General features: G+C 68.3%; 13 protein-coding genes. 7 read left to right on the forward strand and 6 right to left on the reverse strand.

What is annotated here, in order from left to right; genetic code table 11:
- Window positions 1–104: 104 nt before the first annotated feature.
- Together ACYVKL_RS31435 and ACYVKL_RS31440 are read left to right on the forward strand one after the other, a co-directional pair.
- Window positions 105–2,684 carry an ATP-dependent Clp protease ATP-binding subunit gene (locus tag ACYVKL_RS31435; RefSeq protein WP_379167805.1) on the forward strand — a complete coding sequence of 860 codons (2,580 nt, stop codon included), beginning with the start codon at window positions 105–107 and terminating at the stop codon, window positions 2,682–2,684.
- Window positions 2,685–2,729: 45 nt separating this feature from the next.
- Complete coding sequence (locus ACYVKL_RS31440; protein ID WP_379167802.1) at window positions 2,730–3,233, forward strand: PaaI family thioesterase; 504 nt, start codon at window positions 2,730–2,732, stop codon at window positions 3,231–3,233.
- Between the two features lies 1 nt (window position 3,234).
- Here ACYVKL_RS31440 and ACYVKL_RS31445 read toward each other — a convergent pair whose 3' ends face one another.
- The 4 genes from ACYVKL_RS31445 to glpK (ACYVKL_RS31460) all read right to left on the reverse strand — a co-directional run bounded on the left by ACYVKL_RS31445 (window position 3,235) and on the right by glpK (ACYVKL_RS31460) (window position 8,950).
- A complete protein-coding gene (locus tag ACYVKL_RS31445) occupies window positions 3,235–4,659 on the reverse strand; it encodes a WGR domain-containing protein (RefSeq protein WP_379167801.1) in 1,425 nt (474 codons plus the stop codon).
- Window positions 4,660–4,765: 106 nt separating this feature from the next.
- Window positions 4,766–5,599, reverse strand: a complete 834-nt coding sequence (locus tag ACYVKL_RS31450; RefSeq protein ID WP_379167799.1) for an MIP/aquaporin family protein — start codon at window positions 5,597–5,599, stop codon at window positions 4,766–4,768.
- A gap of 90 nt (window positions 5,600–5,689) precedes the next feature.
- Entirely contained in the window at window positions 5,690–7,366 is a 1,677-nt protein-coding gene (gene glpD, locus ACYVKL_RS31455; RefSeq protein ID WP_379167797.1) for a glycerol-3-phosphate dehydrogenase, read from the reverse strand.
- A gap of 54 nt (window positions 7,367–7,420) precedes the next feature.
- Complete coding sequence (gene glpK, locus ACYVKL_RS31460; RefSeq protein ID WP_379167795.1) at window positions 7,421–8,950, reverse strand: glycerol kinase GlpK; 1,530 nt, start codon at window positions 8,948–8,950, stop codon at window positions 7,421–7,423.
- 159 nt (window positions 8,951–9,109) lie between these two features.
- Here glpK (ACYVKL_RS31460) and ACYVKL_RS31465 point away from each other — a divergent pair, with 159 nt between their 5' ends.
- Genes ACYVKL_RS31465 through ACYVKL_RS31475 form a run of 3 tightly spaced genes read left to right on the forward strand, consistent with a single transcriptional unit; the run spans window position 9,110 to window position 12,258 of the window.
- A complete protein-coding gene (locus tag ACYVKL_RS31465; RefSeq protein ID WP_379167793.1) occupies window positions 9,110–9,874 on the forward strand; it encodes an IclR family transcriptional regulator in 765 nt (254 codons plus the stop codon).
- Between the two features lie 25 nt (window positions 9,875–9,899).
- Window positions 9,900–11,414, forward strand: a complete 1,515-nt coding sequence (gene glpK, locus ACYVKL_RS31470; RefSeq protein ID WP_379167791.1) for a glycerol kinase GlpK — start codon at window positions 9,900–9,902, stop codon at window positions 11,412–11,414.
- Between the two features lie 10 nt (window positions 11,415–11,424).
- Window positions 11,425–12,258, forward strand: a complete 834-nt coding sequence (locus tag ACYVKL_RS31475; protein ID WP_213557673.1) for a DUF72 domain-containing protein — start codon at window positions 11,425–11,427, stop codon at window positions 12,256–12,258.
- A 58-nt stretch (window positions 12,259–12,316) separates the two neighbouring features.
- Here ACYVKL_RS31475 and ACYVKL_RS31480 read toward each other — a convergent pair whose 3' ends face one another.
- Window positions 12,317–13,315, reverse strand: coding sequence for an acyl-ACP desaturase (locus ACYVKL_RS31480; protein ID WP_379167789.1), 999 nt, complete (start codon window positions 13,313–13,315; stop codon window positions 12,317–12,319).
- Between the two features lie 292 nt (window positions 13,316–13,607).
- On the opposite strand from ACYVKL_RS31480, the gene ACYVKL_RS31485 reads away from it, so the two are divergent.
- Complete coding sequence (locus ACYVKL_RS31485; RefSeq protein ID WP_213557671.1) at window positions 13,608–14,852, forward strand: KasA/KasB family beta-ketoacyl-ACP synthase; 1,245 nt, start codon at window positions 13,608–13,610, stop codon at window positions 14,850–14,852.
- Window positions 14,853–14,961: 109 nt separating this feature from the next.
- Entirely contained in the window at window positions 14,962–16,842 is a 1,881-nt protein-coding gene (fadD32, locus tag ACYVKL_RS31490; RefSeq protein WP_379167787.1) for a long-chain-fatty-acid--AMP ligase FadD32, read from the forward strand.
- A 97-nt stretch (window positions 16,843–16,939) separates the two neighbouring features.
- On the opposite strand, the gene ACYVKL_RS31495 is transcribed toward fadD32, so the two are convergent.
- Window positions 16,940–17,509, reverse strand: coding sequence for an NADPH-dependent FMN reductase (locus tag ACYVKL_RS31495; RefSeq protein ID WP_379167785.1), 570 nt, complete (start codon window positions 17,507–17,509; stop codon window positions 16,940–16,942).
- Window positions 17,510–17,590: the final 81 nt, after the last annotated feature.

Consider the following 17,590-nt stretch of genomic DNA (forward strand, 5'->3'; position numbering starts at 1 on the left):
TTCGCCATTCGTTAGCTGACGCGTCGGCAGGCTTGTTCCCTATCGTCGTTCCACCCGTATTCACGCAGTCCTGCCGGGCGTCACCCGAGCCGCGAGGTGACCGCATGACCCAGGGTTGGCCCAGTTCGATGGGTTCCTTCGATTCCTTCGACGATATCTTCGACCGCTTCTTCGGATCCGGAATGTCGCGCCAGCCGCCGGTGCAGCGCATCGACCTGACCCGATTGCTGAGCGAGAGCGCCAAATCCGTGGTCGACTCGGCCCGGCAGGCCGCCCGCGACTGGGGCGGCGCCGAGATCACACCCGAGCACCTGCTCTACGCGGCCGCGGCCATCGAGCCCGCCCGCAGCATCATCGCCGAGATCGGCCGCGAACCCGAACAACTGCGCGAGCAGATGCGCACCGCCGCGGGCAGTGCCGTCGGCGCGCACGGCGACGAACACGCCCTGGCTCTGAGCCCGGCGGCCAAGCTGGCCCTGCGCAACGCGCAACGCAGCGCCGCCGAGGCGGGCAGCAGCTACATCGGGCCCGAGCACATCCTGCTCGGCATCGCGGGCCTGCACGACACTCCGGCCGCCCAGGCGCTGGCGGGCGCGAAGATGCCCGCCGCCGGCACGGCCAAGGAGCCCTCCGACACCCCGACCCTCGACGAGTACGGCCGCGACCTCACCGCGGAGGCCCGCGCCGGCAAGGTGGACCCGGTGGTCGGGCGCGCCGAGGAGATCGAGCAGACCGTGGAGATCCTGTCGCGGCGGCGCAAGAACAACCCGGTGCTGATCGGCGACCCGGGCGTCGGCAAGACCGCCATCGTGGAGGGCCTGGCCCAGCGCATCGTCAATGGTGACGTGCCCGCGACGCTGGCCGACCGCCGGGTCATCGCCCTGGACGTGAGTTCCATGGTGGCGGGCAGTAAATACCGTGGCGAATTCGAGGAGCGGCTCACCAAGGTGCTCGACGAAGTGCGTGCGCACTCCGAGGAATTGGTGGTCTTCATCGACGAACTGCACACCATCGTGGGTGCCGGCGGCGGTGGCGAGGGCTCCATGGACGCGGGCAATATGCTCAAGCCGGCTCTGGCCCGCGGTGAATTGCACGCGATCGGCGCGACCACCATCGACGAGTACCGCAAGTACATCGAGAAGGACGCGGCCCTGGAACGCCGCTTCCAGCCGGTGATGGTGTCCGAGCCGTCGGTGACCGACACCATCGAGATCCTGCGCGGCCTGGCCGACGTGTACGAGGAGCATCACCAGGTGCGGTACCTGGACGAGGCGCTGATCGCGGCGGCGGAGCTGTCGGATCGCTACCTCACCGACCGGTTCATGCCGGACAAGGCCATCGATCTGGTGGACCAGGCCGGCGCCCGGGTCCGATTGCGCACGCGCACACCGGATCCCAAGGTGCGGGAGCTGGAAGAGAAACTGGCGCACCTGAATCGGGAGAAGGACGCCGCGGTCGCGGGCGAGGACTACGAGAAGGCCACCAAGATCAAGGCCGAGATCGCGAAGACCGAGGCGAAGGCCGTCGACGAGGCGGACCGCACCGAGGTTCCCACGGTCACCATCACCGATATCGCCGAGGTGATCTCGCGTCGCACCGGGATTCCGGTCGCCGACCTCACCACCGAGGAACGCGCGAAACTGCTGAAGCTGGAACATGATCTGCACCAGCGGGTGATCGGTCAGGACGAGGCCATCATCGCGGTGGCCGAGGCGGTGCGCCGCGCCCGCGCCGGACTCAAGGATCCCAACCGGCCGATCGGCTCGTTCCTGTTCCTGGGCCCCACCGGCGTCGGCAAGACCGAACTCGCGAAAGCCTTGGCGGCCGCGGTGTTCGGCGACGAGGACCGGCTCATCCGCTTCGACATGAGCGAGTTCCAGGAGAAGCACACGGTGGCGCGGCTGGTCGGCGCCCCGCCCGGATACGTCGGCTACGACGATGCCGCCCAGCTCACCGACAAGGTGCGCCGCCAGCCGTATTCGGTGATCCTGTTCGACGAGGTCGAGAAGGCGCATCCGGACGTGTTCAACGTGCTGCTGCAGCTGCTCGACGACGGCCGGGTCACCGATTCCAAGGGCCGCACCGTCGATTTCAAGAACACCATCGTGATCCTCACCAGCAATATCGGGTCCGATCTGATCCTGTCCGCGAAGGACGGCGATCTGGGTTCGATCACCCCGCAGCTGGAGGAGCGGCTGCGCAAGCAGTTCCGGCCCGAGTTCCTCAACCGGCTCGACGAGCAGATCATCTTCCATCGGCTCGACAAGGAGCAGCTGCGCACCATCGTCGGGCTGGTGCTGGACGGCACCCGCCGCCGGCTGCGCGCCCAGGACATCGAGCTGGACGTGTCCGACAAGGCGATGGACTGGCTGGCGGACACCGGCTATCAGCCCGAGTTCGGCGCCCGGCCGCTGCGCCGGACGGTGCAGAAGCAGCTGGACAACGCGCTGGCGAAGAAGCTCCTCGAAGGCGCGCTGGCCCCCGGCGACACCGTCCGCATCGACGCCGACGACGACGGGCTGTTGATCGAGGCGCTGCATCACGGTGGCGGTCAGAAGACCGATGCCACGATCACCGAGGAATCGGTCATGACCGTCGGCAAGGGCGACAAGAAGAGTGTCAACGGCCACGGCAAGCACGGCGGGAAGGAGTCGCGCGGAAAGTCGGCCTCGGGCAAGAACTGACCCGGGGCTTGTGGATCGGATTCGAATCTGGGTTAACTTCTAGGTATGGACCACGATCGCGATGCCGCGCCGTTGCCCCTCGGCGAGCTCTTCGCCGAGGGGCCTTTCCCGCCGCACCACCCGGGCTGTTACGGCTGTGGCCCGGCCAACCCGGCTTCCCCGCACATGGCCTTCGAGCGGCACGGTGACCTGGTGCGCAGCACTTTCGTGCTGGACGAGCGGCATCAGGGCGCACCGGGTGTGGCCCACGGCGGCATCGTCTCGGCCGCCCTGGACGAGGCTTCCGGCTCGGTGCTGATGCCGCTGCGGCTGCCCGCCGTGACCGTGAAACTCGAGGTCGACTTCCTGGCCCCGGTCCAGCTGCACCGAGAATTGACGGTCACCTCCAAGCTCGTCGGCCGGGAGGGCCGCAAGCTGTTCATCCACACCGCGCTGACCGACGGCGACACCGTGGTCGCCACCGGCCGCGCGATCTTCGTCGAGGTGACCGCCGCCCACTTCCAGCGCTTCGGCGCGACGCCCGGCGAACTGTCCAGCATCGGAGCGTGATTCAGCGCAGCCGGCGGATGTCGCCGCGGACGCGGTAGAACCCGCCGCGCGCCGATTCGGTGACGGCGTCGACCACGTAGCGTGCCCCGACCTCGCGAATCTCCCTGGGGAACTGCACATTCCAGTCCCGCTGGTAGCCGGAGGAGAGGACGTGGACCCGCAGGCTGCCGTTCTCCTGCACGCATTCCACGACGATGCCGTCGCCCGCGTCGGTGATCACCTCCACGCTGGCGCTGGGCGTCACGGCCGAGATCTCCGGCGCCTTGATCGACAGCGTCTGCGGCAGCACGCCCTGTTCGGCGTCGCGGATGGCGGGCTCGCTGACATCCAGGCAGGCCAGGGTGCCGTTGGTGGTGACCAGGTAGAGCTTCTCGTCGTGGTACTGCATGGAATAGGCCGAACCGCAGCCGGTGGCCAGCTTCCACAGGCGGGTGCCCGCGGAGTCGAAGCAGTACACCGACGAGCAGTTGTCGCCGGCGAAGACGTAGCGCCCGTCCGGTGAAGTGGCGCAGGAGAATACGGACGCGTCGCACTGGTAGGTGCGTTCGGCCTGCCCGTCCTTGGCCACCATGCGCACCTGGCGGGTGCCGGTGCCGGCGTAGACGGCGTCGCTCTCCTGCCAGCCGAACAGCACCGAGCCGCCGGTGCCGACCTGCCAGCGGCTGTCACCGGTGGCCAGGTCGTATTTGGTGACGCCGCCCGAATGCCCGTGGTACACACCGGCTTCGTCGATGCGCACCATCCAGCCGGAGTCGCCGTTGCTGCGCCGGGTCCACAGCGATTCCTCTTCGTGGTCGATGACGGTCAGTCCGCCCTGCCGGTCGGAGACGCCGAGGATGCCGTCGTGGATGTCGAGCCAGTAGATGTCGACATTGGCCGCGATGTCGTAGGCCGCGCGCGGCACCTTGCCGGACAGGTCGTAGACGCGACCGTCGTCGCAGCCCGCGTAGATCCAGAAATCATCGGCGACAATGCATTTCACCGCATCGGGCAGCCGGAACCGTCCGGTCACCTCGCCCTCGGGGGTGAGGGTGAAGACGTCGCCGTGCTCGTTGCCGACCCAGCAGCGCTCTTCGTCGACGAAGATGCCGAACGCCGCCGCGCCGGAGTCGAAGCTCCACAGCACGGGCGCCCTCTTGGCGGTCGAGCGCTGGCTGACGATGGCGCGCCGGGTGACCGGCCGCCGTCCGCGCGCTCCCATGACCGCGGGCGCGTAGCCCTTGCGCATCTTCTCGCCGACCTTCTTGGCCGCCGCCGCCCGCGCCTTCTCCACGGTCGCAAACGAACTCACCTGCCGCTGCCCGGCGTCCCCGATGCGTCCGTACCGGATCGTCACCTGCGTCCCGGTCACGATGACCTCGTAGAACTTGTGTGCCGTACCGCTGTCCTGGGACAGCTCCAGGTACGTGTTCTCCCCGCCGCTCATGCCTTGCTCCAAGCTTCACGTTCAACTCGATGTGCCGCGAAAACTAACAAGGCCCACCGACATTCGGCGTCTGCCGAGGTCGATGGGCCTGCGGGGGAGCGGGCGGCTACAGGTAGAGCTGGGCGATCAGGCCCGCGAGCGCGCCGCCGACGAGGGGACCCAGCACGGGCACCCAGGCGTAGCTCCAGTCGGCGCTCTTGACGCTGGAGCTGACGGGGTCGCCGGGGCTCTCCGCGACGACCCGACGGTCCGTGCCGCTCGCGCCGACGCCGGCCGGAATCCGTTCCGGCAGCGCGTGGTCCGCCCGGCGGCGGGTGGGCAGCAGCGCGTAGGCGATACGCGGCCCGAGGTCGCGGGCGGGGTTGATGGCGTAGCCGGTCGGGCCGCCGAGGGACGCGCCGATGCCGACCACCAGCAGGGCGGCGGCCAGCGGGCCCAGGCCGCTGGGGGTCTTGCCGAAGGCGAGGATCACGAAGACCAGCACGAAGGTGGCGATCACCTCGGTGAGGAAGTTCCAGGTGTAGGAGCGGATGGCCGGACCGGTCGAGAACACGCCCAGCTTCCGGCCCTCGTCGGGCTCTTCGTCGAAGTGCCGCTTGTAGGCGACGTAGGCGGCGCACGCGCCCACGAACGCGCCGGACAGCTGCCCGCTCAGGTAGGCGAGTGTCGTGGTGACGTTCACCGGAACGCCGGGCGCGTACTCGTCCGCGCACGCGAAGAGGTTGCCGATGGTGACCGCGGGATTGAGGTGCCCACCGGTCTTGTAGGCGACATAGACGCCCGCGAAGACGCCTATGCCCCAGCCGAAACTGATCAGGAGCCAGCCGCCGTCGAAGCCCTTCGACTTACCCAGCACCACATTGGCAACCACGCCGGCTCCGAGCAGGATCAAGATCCCGGTGCCCAGTGCCTCGCTGACAAAGATAGAGCTGAAGTCCATTGTTCGCCTCTCGGTCGGCGGCCCGTGCAACTCCCGATCAGACTTTACGGTCTCCTATTCAGCAAACGTCTGGAAACACTCGGCCACGGGTCAGCCGACGGCGATCATGCGGGCCGCGTTGGCCGCCTCGTCGTCCTTCTCCTCGTTGGCGGCCAATTCGGCGTGCACACGGTCGAAGTAGCGGTTGATCTCGGCATTGGTGCGCTCGTCGTCCCAGCCCAGGTGCGGAGCGATCAGCTTGGCGATCTCGGGAGCCGCCTTCAGTCCGCGGTCGGGCACCTCGATGGAGATGCGGGTGCGGCGGGTGAGCAGGTCGTCCAGGTGCAGCGCGCCCTCGTGGGTGGCGGCGTAGACGGCCTCGGCCCCCACGTAGTCCTCGGCTCCCGGAATCGGTTCGCCCAGTGCGGGATCCGCGGCGATGAGGTCGAAGATCTCCTCGGTGAGCGAGCCGTAGCGGCCCAGCAGGTGGGTCACGGTCTGCTCCGGCAGCCCGGCCGCCGCGGCCACCTCGGCGACGCGGTCGAGCAGGTCCTGGTAGCCGGTCGCGCCCAGGATCGGCAGGTTCGCGGTGACCGACGGCGCGACGTCGCCGCCCAGGCGCTCGGCGGCGGCGTTCACCACGTCGGCGGCCATCACCCGGTAGGTGGTGTACTTGCCGCCCGCGATGACGAACAGGCCCGGGGCCGGTTCGGCGACCGCGTGTTCGCGCGAGAGCTTCGAGGTCTCCTTGGACGCGCCGGTCATCAGCGGCCGCAGCCCCGCGTAGGTGCCGACGATGTCGGCGCGGGTGAGCGGTTCGCGCAGCAGCGAATTGACGTGGTCGAGGATGTACTGGACGTCCCCGGCGGTGGCGGTCGGGTGGTTCTTGTCCAGCGACCAGTCGGTGTCGGTGGTGCCGATGATCCAGTGCTCGGCCCACGGGATGACGAACAGCACCGACTTCTCGGTCTTCATGGCGATGCCGGTGCCCATGTCGAGCTTCTCGCGCGGCACCATGATGTGCACGCCCTTGGACATGCGCACGTGGAACGGGAATTCCACGCCGGTCATCTTGATCATGTCGTCGGTCCACACGCCGGTCGCCGAGATCACGGTCTTGGCCCGGATGCTGTGCTCCAGACCGGTTTCCAGATCCAGCACCCGCGCGCCCACCACCTGTTCGCCGTCGCGCAGCAGCCCGGTGACCTTGGTGCGGGTCAGTACGGTGGCGCCGTGCTGGGCGGCGGTGCGCGCGATCATCATGGTGTGGCGGGCGTCGTCGACCTGGGCGTCGTAGTAGCGGATGGCGCCGGTCATGGCGTCCGCCTTGAGCGCCGGGGCCAATTCCAGTGCCTTGGAACGGCTCAGGTGCTTGTGCATGGGCACCGAGCGCGCGCCGCCCATGGTGTCGTAGAGGGCGATGCCCGCGCCGATGTAGAAGCGCTCGTAGTGCTTCTGCAGCGGGAACAGGAACGACACCGGGTGCACCAGGTGCGGGGCCAGCTTGTTGAGCAGCAGGCCGCGTTCCTTCAAAGCCTCACGGACCAAGGCGAAGTCGTACTGCTCCAGGTAGCGCAGGCCGCCGTGGATAAGTTTGGAGGACCGGCTCGAGGTGCCGGCGGCGAAGTCGCGCGCCTCGACCAGGGTGACGGACAGCCCGCGCGACGCCGCGTCGAGGGCCGCGCCCGCCCCGGTCACTCCACCACCGATCACGAGCACATCGATTTCGGTGTCGCCGAGGCCTGCGATGGCCCGGGCGCGGTAGGCGGGATCCAGCTGTGCGGACACGAAATGCTCCTTGTTATCGGTATTTTCAGGCTCGAGATGAGTGCCGGTCACCGCTCAGTCCTCGTCGTCGTCGAGATCGACCCAGTCGAGGGTGCGGGACACGGCCTTGCGCCAGCGGGCGTAGCCACGCTGCCGCTGCTGGTCGGTCATGGTGGGTTGCCAGTTCTTGTCCTCGTGCCAGTTGGCGACGAGTTCGTCTGTGCTGCTCCAGAATCCGACCGCGAGCCCGGCGGCGTAGGCGGCGCCGAGCGCGGTGGTCTCGGCGACGACCGGCCGGGAGACCGGGACGCCGAGGAAGTCGGCCTGGATCTGCATGGCGAGTTCGTTGGAGGTGACACCGCCGTCCACGCGCAACGTGTCGAGGGCGACCCCGGAGTCCTGCTGCATCGCCTCGACCACGTCGCGGGTCTGGTAGCAGATGGATTCCAGTGTGGCCCTGGCGATGTGGGCATTGTTGCTGTAGCGGGACAGGCCCACGATGACGCCGCGGGCGTCCGCGCGCCAGTAGGGCGCGAACAGGCCGGAGAAGGCGGGCACGAAGTAGACGCCGCCGTTGTCGGAGACCTGCCGCGCCAGCGCCTCGACCCGCCCCGCGCCGGAGATGATGCCGAGCTGGTCGCGCAGCCACTGCACGGCCGACCCGGTGACGGCGATCGAGCCCTCGAGCGCGTACACCGGCTTGTCGTCGCCGAACCGGTAGGCGACGGTGGTGAGCAGGCCGTGCTTGGAGCGCACGATCTCGGTGCCGGTGTTGAGCATGAGGAAATTGCCGGTGCCGTAGGTGTTCTTGGCCTCGCCGGGCCGGAAGCAGACCTGGCCGACGGTGGCGGCCTGCTGGTCGCCGAGCACACCGGCGATCGTCACGGTGCCCTTGAACGGGCCGCCCGGGTAGGTGGTGCCGAAGCCTTCCGGATTCGACGAGGGCGCGATGCGCGGCAGCATGCTGCGCGGCACGTCGAACACCGCGAGCAATTCCTCGTCCCAGTCCAGGGTTTCGAGATCCATGAGCATGGTGCGCGAGGCGTTGGTCGGGTCGGTGACGTGCACGCCGCCGTGGACGCCGCCGGTGAGGTTCCAGATGATCCAGGTGTCGGGGGTGCCGAAGAGCGCGTCGCCCCGCTCGGCGTCTGCGCGAACGCCGGGGACGTTGTCGAGGATCCAGCGCAGCTTGCCGCCGGAGAAGTACGGCGCGGGCGGCAGTCCGGCGCGTTCCCGAATCAGATCGCCGTGGCCGGCCTTCTCCACCTCGGCCACGATGCGGTCGGTGCGGGTGTCCTGCCAGACGATGGCGTTGTAGTAGGGGCGTCCGGTGCGGCGGTTCCACACGATGGTGGTCTCGCGCTGATTGGTGACGCCGACCGCGGCCAGGTCGCTCGCGGTGAGTCCGGCTCCGGCCAGGGCGCTCTTGATGACGGTGCGGGCCCGCTCCCAGATCTCGTCCGGATTGTGTTCCACCCAGCCGGCCTGCGGAAGGATCTGCTCGTGTTCGAGCTGATGACGGGCAATCACATTGCCGCTGTGGTCGAACACCATGAATCGCGTGGAGGTCGTGCCTTGGTCGATGGCTCCGACATACTGCGTCATCGCGGTCCTTTCCGGAGGCTCGTCATTGAGTCCGTATGCCCAGGTCGAGCGGGGGTTGCCGGTCCTTGCCGGGCCCGAGGTCCACGCTACGAAGCGGGACGTCGTCCGCACAGAGGGCGCGTTCGACAATGCCGAACGGTTTGCTGGTAGGTTTCGGGCATGCCGGGTCCGATTCAGTCGATCGAGCGTGCCGCGGCCATTCTGCGGCTGCTCGCGCGCGGGTCCGGGCGGATGGCGGTCGGGGAGATCGCCGCGGCCCTGGGGCTGGCCAAGCCGACCGCGCACGGCATCCTGCGCACCTTGCAGGGCGTCGGGTTCGTCGATCAGGACCCGGTGAGCGGCAAGTATCTGCTCAGCCCCGCGCTCCAGGACCTCGGCGCCGGGCACCTGGACGCCAACGAACTGCGGTCGCGGGCCATCAACCGCGCCGACGCCCTGGCCGCGCGCAGCGGCGAATCGGTGCGGATCGCCGCGCCGGTGGAGGGTGCGATCGTGGTCATCCACCACGTCTTCCGGCCCGACAACACCGAGCAGGCGCTGGCGGTCGGCGAGGAACTGCCCCCGCACGCCACCGCGCTGGGCAAGGTGCTGCTGGCCTACGACAACGACCTCGCCGACGGCCTGCTCGAAGGCGCCCTGCCCGCCCTCACGCACCGGACGATCATCGATCCGGGGTCGGTGCGGCGCGCGATCGCCGACGTCCGGCGGGCGGGCTGGGCCGGCGATATCGGCGAATACCGTTCCGGTGAGGCGAGTGTCGCCGCGCCGATTCGCTCCCGGGGTGGTTTGGTGGTCGGTGCCATCGGCGTCACCGGGCCGATCGACCGGCTCTGCGACGGGCAGCTGCGATTCCGGCCCGCCCCGATCGGTCAGGTCCGCGACGCGGCGGCCGCGGTATCGCGGGATCTCGGTGGCGCGCAATGATTTTCCCGGAGAGGGGCAGGTTCGGATGACGCAACGGTATGTGCTCGCCATCGACCAGGGCACCACCTCCACCCGGGCCATCCTCTTCGACCAGCGGGCGCGGCTGAGCGGAGTGGCGCAGCGCGAACACCGACAGCACTACCCGCGGCCGGGCTGGATGGAACAGGACGCCGTGCAGATCTGGCGCAATGTGGAGCGCATCGTGCCTGCGGCCCTGCGGGATTCGGGAATCACCGTCGATCAGGTGGCGGCGGTGGGCATCGCGAATCAGCGCGAGACCACCGTGGTGTGGGACCGCGCCACCGGTATTCCCGTCGCGCGCGCCATCGTCTGGCAGGACGTGCGCACCGAGGAACTCGTGGCGCGGATGCGGGAAACCGCAGGGGCGGAACGCATTCGCGAACTGTGCGGCCTGCCGCTGGCCACCTACTTCGCCGCGCCCCGGCTGCGCTGGCTGCTGGACCGCACCCCCGGCCTGCGGGAACGGGCCGAGCGTGGTGAGGTGCTGTTCGGCACCATGGAGACCTGGCTGATCTGGAATCTGACCGGAGGCGTCCACGGCGGAGTGCACGTCACCGACGTCACCAATGCCGGGCGCACCCTGCTGATGAACCTCTCCACCCTGCAGTGGGACGCGGAACTGTTGCGGTTCTTCGACATTCCGGCGGCCATGCTGCCCCGGATCGAGCCCTCCACCGGTGACTTCGGCACCGCCGCCGCGGTGCTGCCCGGGGTGCGCATCGCCGCGGCGCTGGGGGATCAGCACGCGGCGCTGTTCGGGCAGACCTGCTTCGCGCCCGGCGAGACCGAATGCACCTACGGCACCGGCGGATTCCTGCTCATGAACACCGGCAAGGAGCTGGTGCGGTCCGAGCACGGGCTGCTCACCACCATGGGCTATCAGGTCGGGCCGGAGCCGGTGTACGCGCTGGAGGGGCCGATCGCGGTGACCGGGTCGCTGGTGCAGTGGCTGCGCGACAACATTGGCCTGATCGCGAGCGCGCCGGAGATCGAAACCCTCGCCGGCACAGTGGAAGACAATGGCGGCTGCTATCTGGTGCCCGCCTTCTCCGGGCTGTACGCGCCGCACTGGCGCAGTGACGCGCGCGGTCTGCTCATCGGCCTCACCTCGTATATCACCAAGGGGCACATCGCCCGTGCGGTACTGGAGGCGACGGCGTGGCAGACCCGCGACGTGGTCGAGGCGATGAACGCCGACTCCGGCCTGCGCGCCGGGGCGCTGCGGGTGGCGGGCGGCATGACCTCGGACAACCTGCTCATGCAGATCGTCGCCGATGTCCTCGACATCCCGGTGATGCGGCCGATCGTGGCCGAGACGGTGTCGCTGGGCGCGGCCTACGCGGCGGGCCTGGCGGTCGGTTTCTGGCCGGATCTCGAGGGCCTGCGCCACAATTGGCGCGTGGCGGCCCAATGGCTGCCGCGCATGGACCCGGCCCTGCGTGCGGCGGAATACGACAACTGGCAGCGGGCGGTCCGGCTTACCTTCGGTTGGCTGCGGCCCGAGAAGCCCTTGACCTAACGTGGCAGGTATGCGGCTCTACGTCGGTTGCGCAATGTGGACACACCCGGACTGGCAGGAGAAGCCGATACCCCCGGCCGAACGCCTGCGCGCCTACTCCTCCTGGTGCAACGCGGTGGAGGGCAACACCACCTTCTACGCCGTCCCGCAACGCCGGACCGTCCAATCCTGGGCCCGCCAAACCGATCCCGACTTCCGGTTCGTGATGAAGCTGCCCCGCACCATCACCCACGACCGCCGCCTCACCGGTGTCGACGCCGACATGTCGGCGTTCCTGGACGCCATCGAGCCGCTGGGCCGCCGCCTGCACTCGCTGTGGATCCAACTGCCCGGTTCCTTCACCAACCTGACCGCCCTGGCCGATCTGCTCGATGCCATTCCCTCTCACCACCGCTGCGCCGTCGAGGTCCGGCACCCGGCGTTCTTCGAAAACGAGCGCGCCATAACGCAACTCGAAGCGGTCTTGACCGCGGCCGGCGCGGAGTGGATTCCCTTCGACACCACGGTCCTGTTCTCCGCCCCGCCCGGCAGCGCCGCCGAATACGAGGCCTGCTCCAAGAAGCCCAACAACCCCCGGCGCACGCGCGCCCTGACCGAATTCCCCATCGTCCGCTACCACGGTCGCGATGATGTGGCGACCACCGTCGCCGGCTGGCAGCCCTGGATCGACACCACTGTCGCCTGGCTGCGGGAGGGCCGTTCCCCCACGGTCTTCATCCACACCCCCGACAATGCGGCTTCCCGCACCCTGGCCCGCCGCTTCCACGCGGAAGTGGCCGCCCGTCTGCCGGCCCTGGAACCCCTGCCCACCCCGGAGCCCACCGACCCGATGACGCTGTTCTAGTTCGCCGGATGGCGCACGGTGGAGGGGCGCTCCCCGCCACCGTGCGCCGCCGGGTGATTCAGCCGATGAGTACCGGCGGGGTGAGGTCGCGCCGCGCGTCGCGGGCCAGCGCCTTGTCGCGCTGTTCCTCGAAACGGACGACGTCCTTCTCGAGCTTGTCCAGGTACTCGCCGACCTCGTTGCGGCGGCGTTCGCCGGCGGACCCGAAGTCGGTGCGCTCGAAGATGTTCCACTTCTTGAGATTGGGCAGCAGCACTTCCTCCAGGTGCTGGCGCAGGTCGTAGATGCCGTGTTTGGCCATCAGGACGCCGTTGCGGCGGAAGTTGGGCATGCCCATGCCGGGCATCTGGAAGGCCAGCACGACATTGGCGATGGCGTCCATGGCCTGGTCGGGTGAGAGGTCCAGGGCCGCACCGCACATATCGCGATAGAAGATCATGTGGAGGTTCTCGTCGGCGGCGATGCGCTGCAACATGCGGTCCGCTATGGGGTCATGGCACGCTTTGCCGGTATTGCGGTGCGACACGCGAGTCGCCAATTCCTGAAAGGTGACATAAGCGACGGAATGCATGAATCCGGCATCGGCGGCAATGAACTTGGTATCGGAATGCTTTCTGATCAAATGCGCTGGGTTGTATCCGTTCGTCATGTGCGTCATGCGCGCCTGTTCCAGCGCCACCGGATCCACGCCGCGGGTGACCACCAGGTAGTCCCGGATCACGATTCCGTGCCGGTTCTCCTCGGCGGTCCAGCGGCCCACCCAGGTGCCCCACGGCCCGTCCTGGGAGAAGTTCTCCGCGATCTCCCGATGGTAGCTGGGAAGGTTGTCCTCGGTCAGCAGATTGGTGATCATGGCCGCCTTGGCGACCTCGCTGAGCGCCGACTGCGTGGGATCCCAGTCGGCGCCCTCCATTGCTGCGAAGTTGCGACCTTGGTCCCACGGGACGTAGTCGTGCGGATGCCAGTCCTTGGCCATCGATAGATGGCGGTTCACGTTCTGCTCGGCAATCGGTTCCAGCTCGATGAGCAGCTCCAACTGCGTGAGACTCCTGGCCACGATCGTATGCCCTCCCTTGAAATGGCTCGGCACTGCGGGAATGATGCTCGGGAGATCCGGCGATCGCCGCCGCGGCGAGAGGCGCCCTGGCGATTGAAAAGGGATGCCCGCGTGTCGCTTAATGGGACTGGTCGGCTTCGCCTCGGATAATCTAACTCAGTTCGCCGAAGATTGGCCTCATCCCCCGCCGGAGTATCGACGGCCGGGCCCGCTCGCTGGTTTCCACCCGCCCTTGACAGCCCACGCGAATCCAAGATCGATTCGCCGAAGCATTGCTACGGAGAGAGTGAACATGCAGACGCCCAACCGCCGGCAATACCCCAATGTCGTTGTCACCGCGCTCGCCGCGACCACCTCGATCGCGGGAGACGTCGACTCGACGTGGAAGGGTCTACTCAACGGCGAGAGCGGAATCGACGTGCTCGAGGACAGCTTCCTCGACGACTTCGGCCTCCCGGTCCGCATCGGCGGACACCTCAAGGTGTCGCCCACCGATCAGTTGTCCAAGGGCGAGGCGCGCCGCCTGTCCTACGTCGAGCAGATGGCGGTGGTGCTGAGCCGCGAGGTCTGGGGCAACGCCGGGGCGCCGGAGGTGGACAAGGACCGACTGGCCGTCTCCATCGGCACCGGTCTGGGCGGTGCGGAAATGCTGATCACCACGCGCGACAAGCTGATCAACGGCGGCTACCGGAAGGTGCTCCCGAATACCGTGCAGGCCGTGATGCCGAACGGCGCGGCCGCCTGCGTCGGGGTCGAGCTGGGCGCGAGGGCCGGTGTGTCCACGCCTGTTTCGGCTTGTTCATCCGGTTCCGAGGCGATCGCGAACGCCTGGCGCACGGTCGTCATGGGCGACGCCGACATCGTGGTCACCGGCGGCGTGGAGGGCTCCATCCAGGCCCTGCCCATCGCCGGGTTCTCCATGATGCGGGCCATGAGCACCCGCAATCACGACCCCAAGGGCGCGTCGCGGCCCTTCGATCTGGACCGCGACGGCTTCGTCTTCGGTGAGGCGGGCGCGCTCATGGTCATCGAGACCGAGGAGCACGCGAAGGCGCGCGGCGCCACCATCCACGCCCGGATCATGGGCGCGGGCGTCACCTCCGACGGATTCCACCTGGTCGCACCGGATCCCGAGGGCACCGGCGCGGCCCGCGCCATGAGCCGCGCGATGGAGTTCGCGGGCCTGTCCAAATCCGATGTCACCCATATCAATGCACACGCCACCGCCACCCCGATCGGCGACACCGCGGAGGCGAACGCCATCCAGCAAGCTGTTGGCAACCATGCCGCGGTGTATGCGCCCAAGTCCGCCCTCGGGCATTCCATCGGTGCCGTCGGCGCCCTGGAGTCCGTCATCACCGTGCTCAGCGTCCGGGACGGAATCATCCCTGCCACACTGAATTTGGAGAACCAGGACCCCGAGATCGACCTCGACGTGGTGAAAGGCCAAGCCCGCCCGGGCCGCTACGACTACGCGCTGAACAACTCGTTCGGTTTCGGCGGGCACAATGTCGCTATCGCTTTCGGCAGGTACTGACCCTCTGCTAGAGTCCCCAAGCCCCCAGCTACATTCGGGCTTTCGTGTCGATCTTTGTTCGGTGTCACTGCGCGGTTCTGACGGACCGCGAGCTGAAAAAGGATAGGGAATGATCGGCGAGACCTTCGATGACTATCTGGACGAGCACGGCAACATCAAGATCCCTGACAACCAGACCATGGTCGACCTGGTCGACAAGCATGTCGCGGCCAACGGGGACGAGCTCGCCTACCGCTATATCGACTATTCGCGTGAACGCGACGGTGAGTACCACGACATCACGTGGAACCGCTTCGGTGTCCGGCTGCGTGCGGTAGCCGCCCGGCTGCAACAGGTCACGCAGCCGGGCGACCGCGTCGCCATCCTCGCCCCGCAGGGCCTGGACTACATCGTGGCCATGTACGCCTCGGTGTACGCGGGCAATATCGCGGTGCCGCTGTTCGATCCGGACGAGCAGGGTCACACCGACCGGCTGCACGCGGTGCTCGAGGACTGCACACCGTCGGCCATCCTGACGGTCGGCTCGGCGGCGGCCGGCGTGCGCGAGATCTTCAAACACCTGCCCGCGCCGCAACGTCCGCGCATCATCGCGGTCGAGGCCATCCCGGACGGTGTGGGCGAGAGCTGGGTGCGTCCCCGCCTGCAGATGGACGATGTCGCCTACCTGCAGTACACCTCGGGCTCGACCCGCATCCCGGCCGGTGTGGAGATCACCCACCGGGCGGTCGGCACCAACCTGCTGCAGATGATCGACGCCATCGGCATCACCGAGAAGGCGCGCGGCGTCACCTGGCTGCCGCTGTTCCACGACATGGGACTGCTGACCGTCATCCTGCCCACCCTGGGCGGCAAGTACATCACCATCATGTCGCCCAGCGCCTTCGTGCGCCGGCCGCACCGCTGGATCAAGGAACTGGCCGCCCAGGAGGACGGCGCCGAGATCTTCGCCGCCGCACCCAATTTCGCCTTCGAGCACGCGGCGGCGCGGGGATTGCCCAAGGCCGGTGAGGAATTGGACCTGTCCAATGTGATCGGCCTGATCAACGGCAGCGAGCCGGTGTCGGTGACCTCCATGCGGAAGTTCAACGAGGCCTTCGCCCCCTACGGGCTGCCCAAGACCGCGATCAAGCCCTGCTACGGCATGGCCGAGGCCACCCTGTTCGTCTCCGCCACCAAGCGCGAGGACCAGGCCCGCACGGTCTGGGTGGACCGCACCAGGCTCAATGCCGGGCGCATGGTCGAGGTCGACGAGCATGCGGACAACGCTGTGTCCCAGGTGTCCTGCGGGTATGTGGCGCTGTCGCAATGGGCGGCCATCGTGGATCCCGAGACCGGCGCGGAGAAGCCCGAGGGCGAGGTCGGCGAGATCTGGTTGCACGGCGCCAACATCGGTCGCGGCTACTGGGGTCGCCCCCAGGAGAGTGAGGCCACCTTCCACAACCGGATCACCGTCCGGCAGTCCGCGAGCCACGCGGAAGGCACCGAGCCGGAGGCGAACTGGATGCGCACCGGCGATTTCGGCGCGTACTACGAGGGCGAGCTGTTCATCACCGGCCGCGTCAAGGATCTGGTGATCGTGGACGGGCGCAACCACTATCCGCAGGATCTGGAGTACTCCGCCCAGGAGTCCAGCACCGCGCTGCGCCCCGGTTTCGTGGCAGCCTTCTCCGTCGCGGGCGATCAACTCCCCGACGAGGTCGTCACGGTCAACGGCGCGACCCCCGCCACCGGAGCCGAGCAACTGGTCATCGTGGCCGAACGCGGTACCGGCGCGGCCAAACTCGACCCGGACCCGATCACCGAGACCGTCCGGGCCGCCATCGCCAAGCGCCACGGCGTCACCGTCCGGGACCTGCTGCTGGTCCCCGCCGGGTCGATTCCCCGCACCTCCAGCGGCAAGATCGCCCGCCGCGCCTGCAAGGCGGCCTATCTGGAGGGCACCCTCCGGGGTGGTCACCGCCAGCAGGCCTTCCCCGACCACATCGACTGACCCGGCTTCGCCGAGTGACACGCCGGGGCGTGCCACTCGGCGTTTGCAAATAGTCAGCAACCTTTCGGCTCGGCCGCTTTCCGAATCGCGTGATGCGTCAATTCTCGAGCCGGACCGTGGTAGCGGGCTCGACCTGGCGGGCCGCGTGGGCGGCCAGGGCGCGGGCGGCAGCGTTCAATCGGGTGCGGGCATCGGCGTCGGCAACCAGTCCGTCAGGTCCGACGGAGCTCTGTAGAACGGTGATTCGGCCGCACGCCGCCTCGACCAGTTCGGCCCCGACATAGCCGAGCACCGTGCGCAGCGTCGCCACCGCGGCCTCGCCGCGACCTTCGTAGGCGACATTCACGTAGGCGACCGGCTTGTCGCTGAGGTCGGCGTTGCCGACCGTCCACTCCAGCAGGTTCTTGAGGCTGCCGGGGATCATGCCCGCGTATTCGGGGGTGCAGAACAGCACGGCGTCGACCTCGGCGAGCTGCCGATGCAGGGCCAGCACCGCGGGCGGCTCGGGATCCGTGCCGGGGACGAAGGCGGGCAGGTCGAGCAGGCCCTGATACCGGACGGCCACGAAGTCGGACCCGGCGTCGGCGGCCACGGTGCGCAGCGCGGCGGTATTGGTGGAGGCCTCACGGGTGCTGCCCGAGATCAGCAGGATGCGGGGAGTCGTCACCCCTGCGGCAACCCGGCCGGGGCCGGGAGTATTTCGCCTCGACGAGGCTGTTGTCTCGAATGCGCCGTCCCAGCGTGTGGG

This window comes from Nocardia tengchongensis, assembly GCF_054781395.1.

Coding starts and splice junctions, on each gene's coding strand:
- ACYVKL_RS31435 (WP_379167805.1), top strand. CDS start 105: ATGACCCAGGGTTGGCCCAGTTCGATGGGTTCCTTCGATTCCTTCGAC.
- ACYVKL_RS31440 (WP_379167802.1), top strand. CDS start 2,730: ATGGACCACGATCGCGATGCCGCGCCGTTGCCCCTCGGCGAGCTCTTC.
- ACYVKL_RS31445 (WP_379167801.1), bottom strand. CDS start 4,659: ATGAGCGGCGGGGAGAACACGTACCTGGAGCTGTCCCAGGACAGCGGT.
- ACYVKL_RS31450 (WP_379167799.1), bottom strand. CDS start 5,599: ATGGACTTCAGCTCTATCTTTGTCAGCGAGGCACTGGGCACCGGGATC.
- glpK (WP_379167795.1), bottom strand. CDS start 8,950: ATGACGCAGTATGTCGGAGCCATCGACCAAGGCACGACCTCCACGCGA.
- ACYVKL_RS31465 (WP_379167793.1), top strand. CDS start 9,110: ATGCCGGGTCCGATTCAGTCGATCGAGCGTGCCGCGGCCATTCTGCGG.
- glpK (WP_379167791.1), top strand. CDS start 9,900: ATGACGCAACGGTATGTGCTCGCCATCGACCAGGGCACCACCTCCACC.
- ACYVKL_RS31475 (WP_213557673.1), top strand. CDS start 11,425: ATGCGGCTCTACGTCGGTTGCGCAATGTGGACACACCCGGACTGGCAG.
- ACYVKL_RS31485 (WP_213557671.1), top strand. CDS start 13,608: ATGCAGACGCCCAACCGCCGGCAATACCCCAATGTCGTTGTCACCGCG.
- fadD32 (WP_379167787.1), top strand. CDS start 14,962: ATGATCGGCGAGACCTTCGATGACTATCTGGACGAGCACGGCAACATC.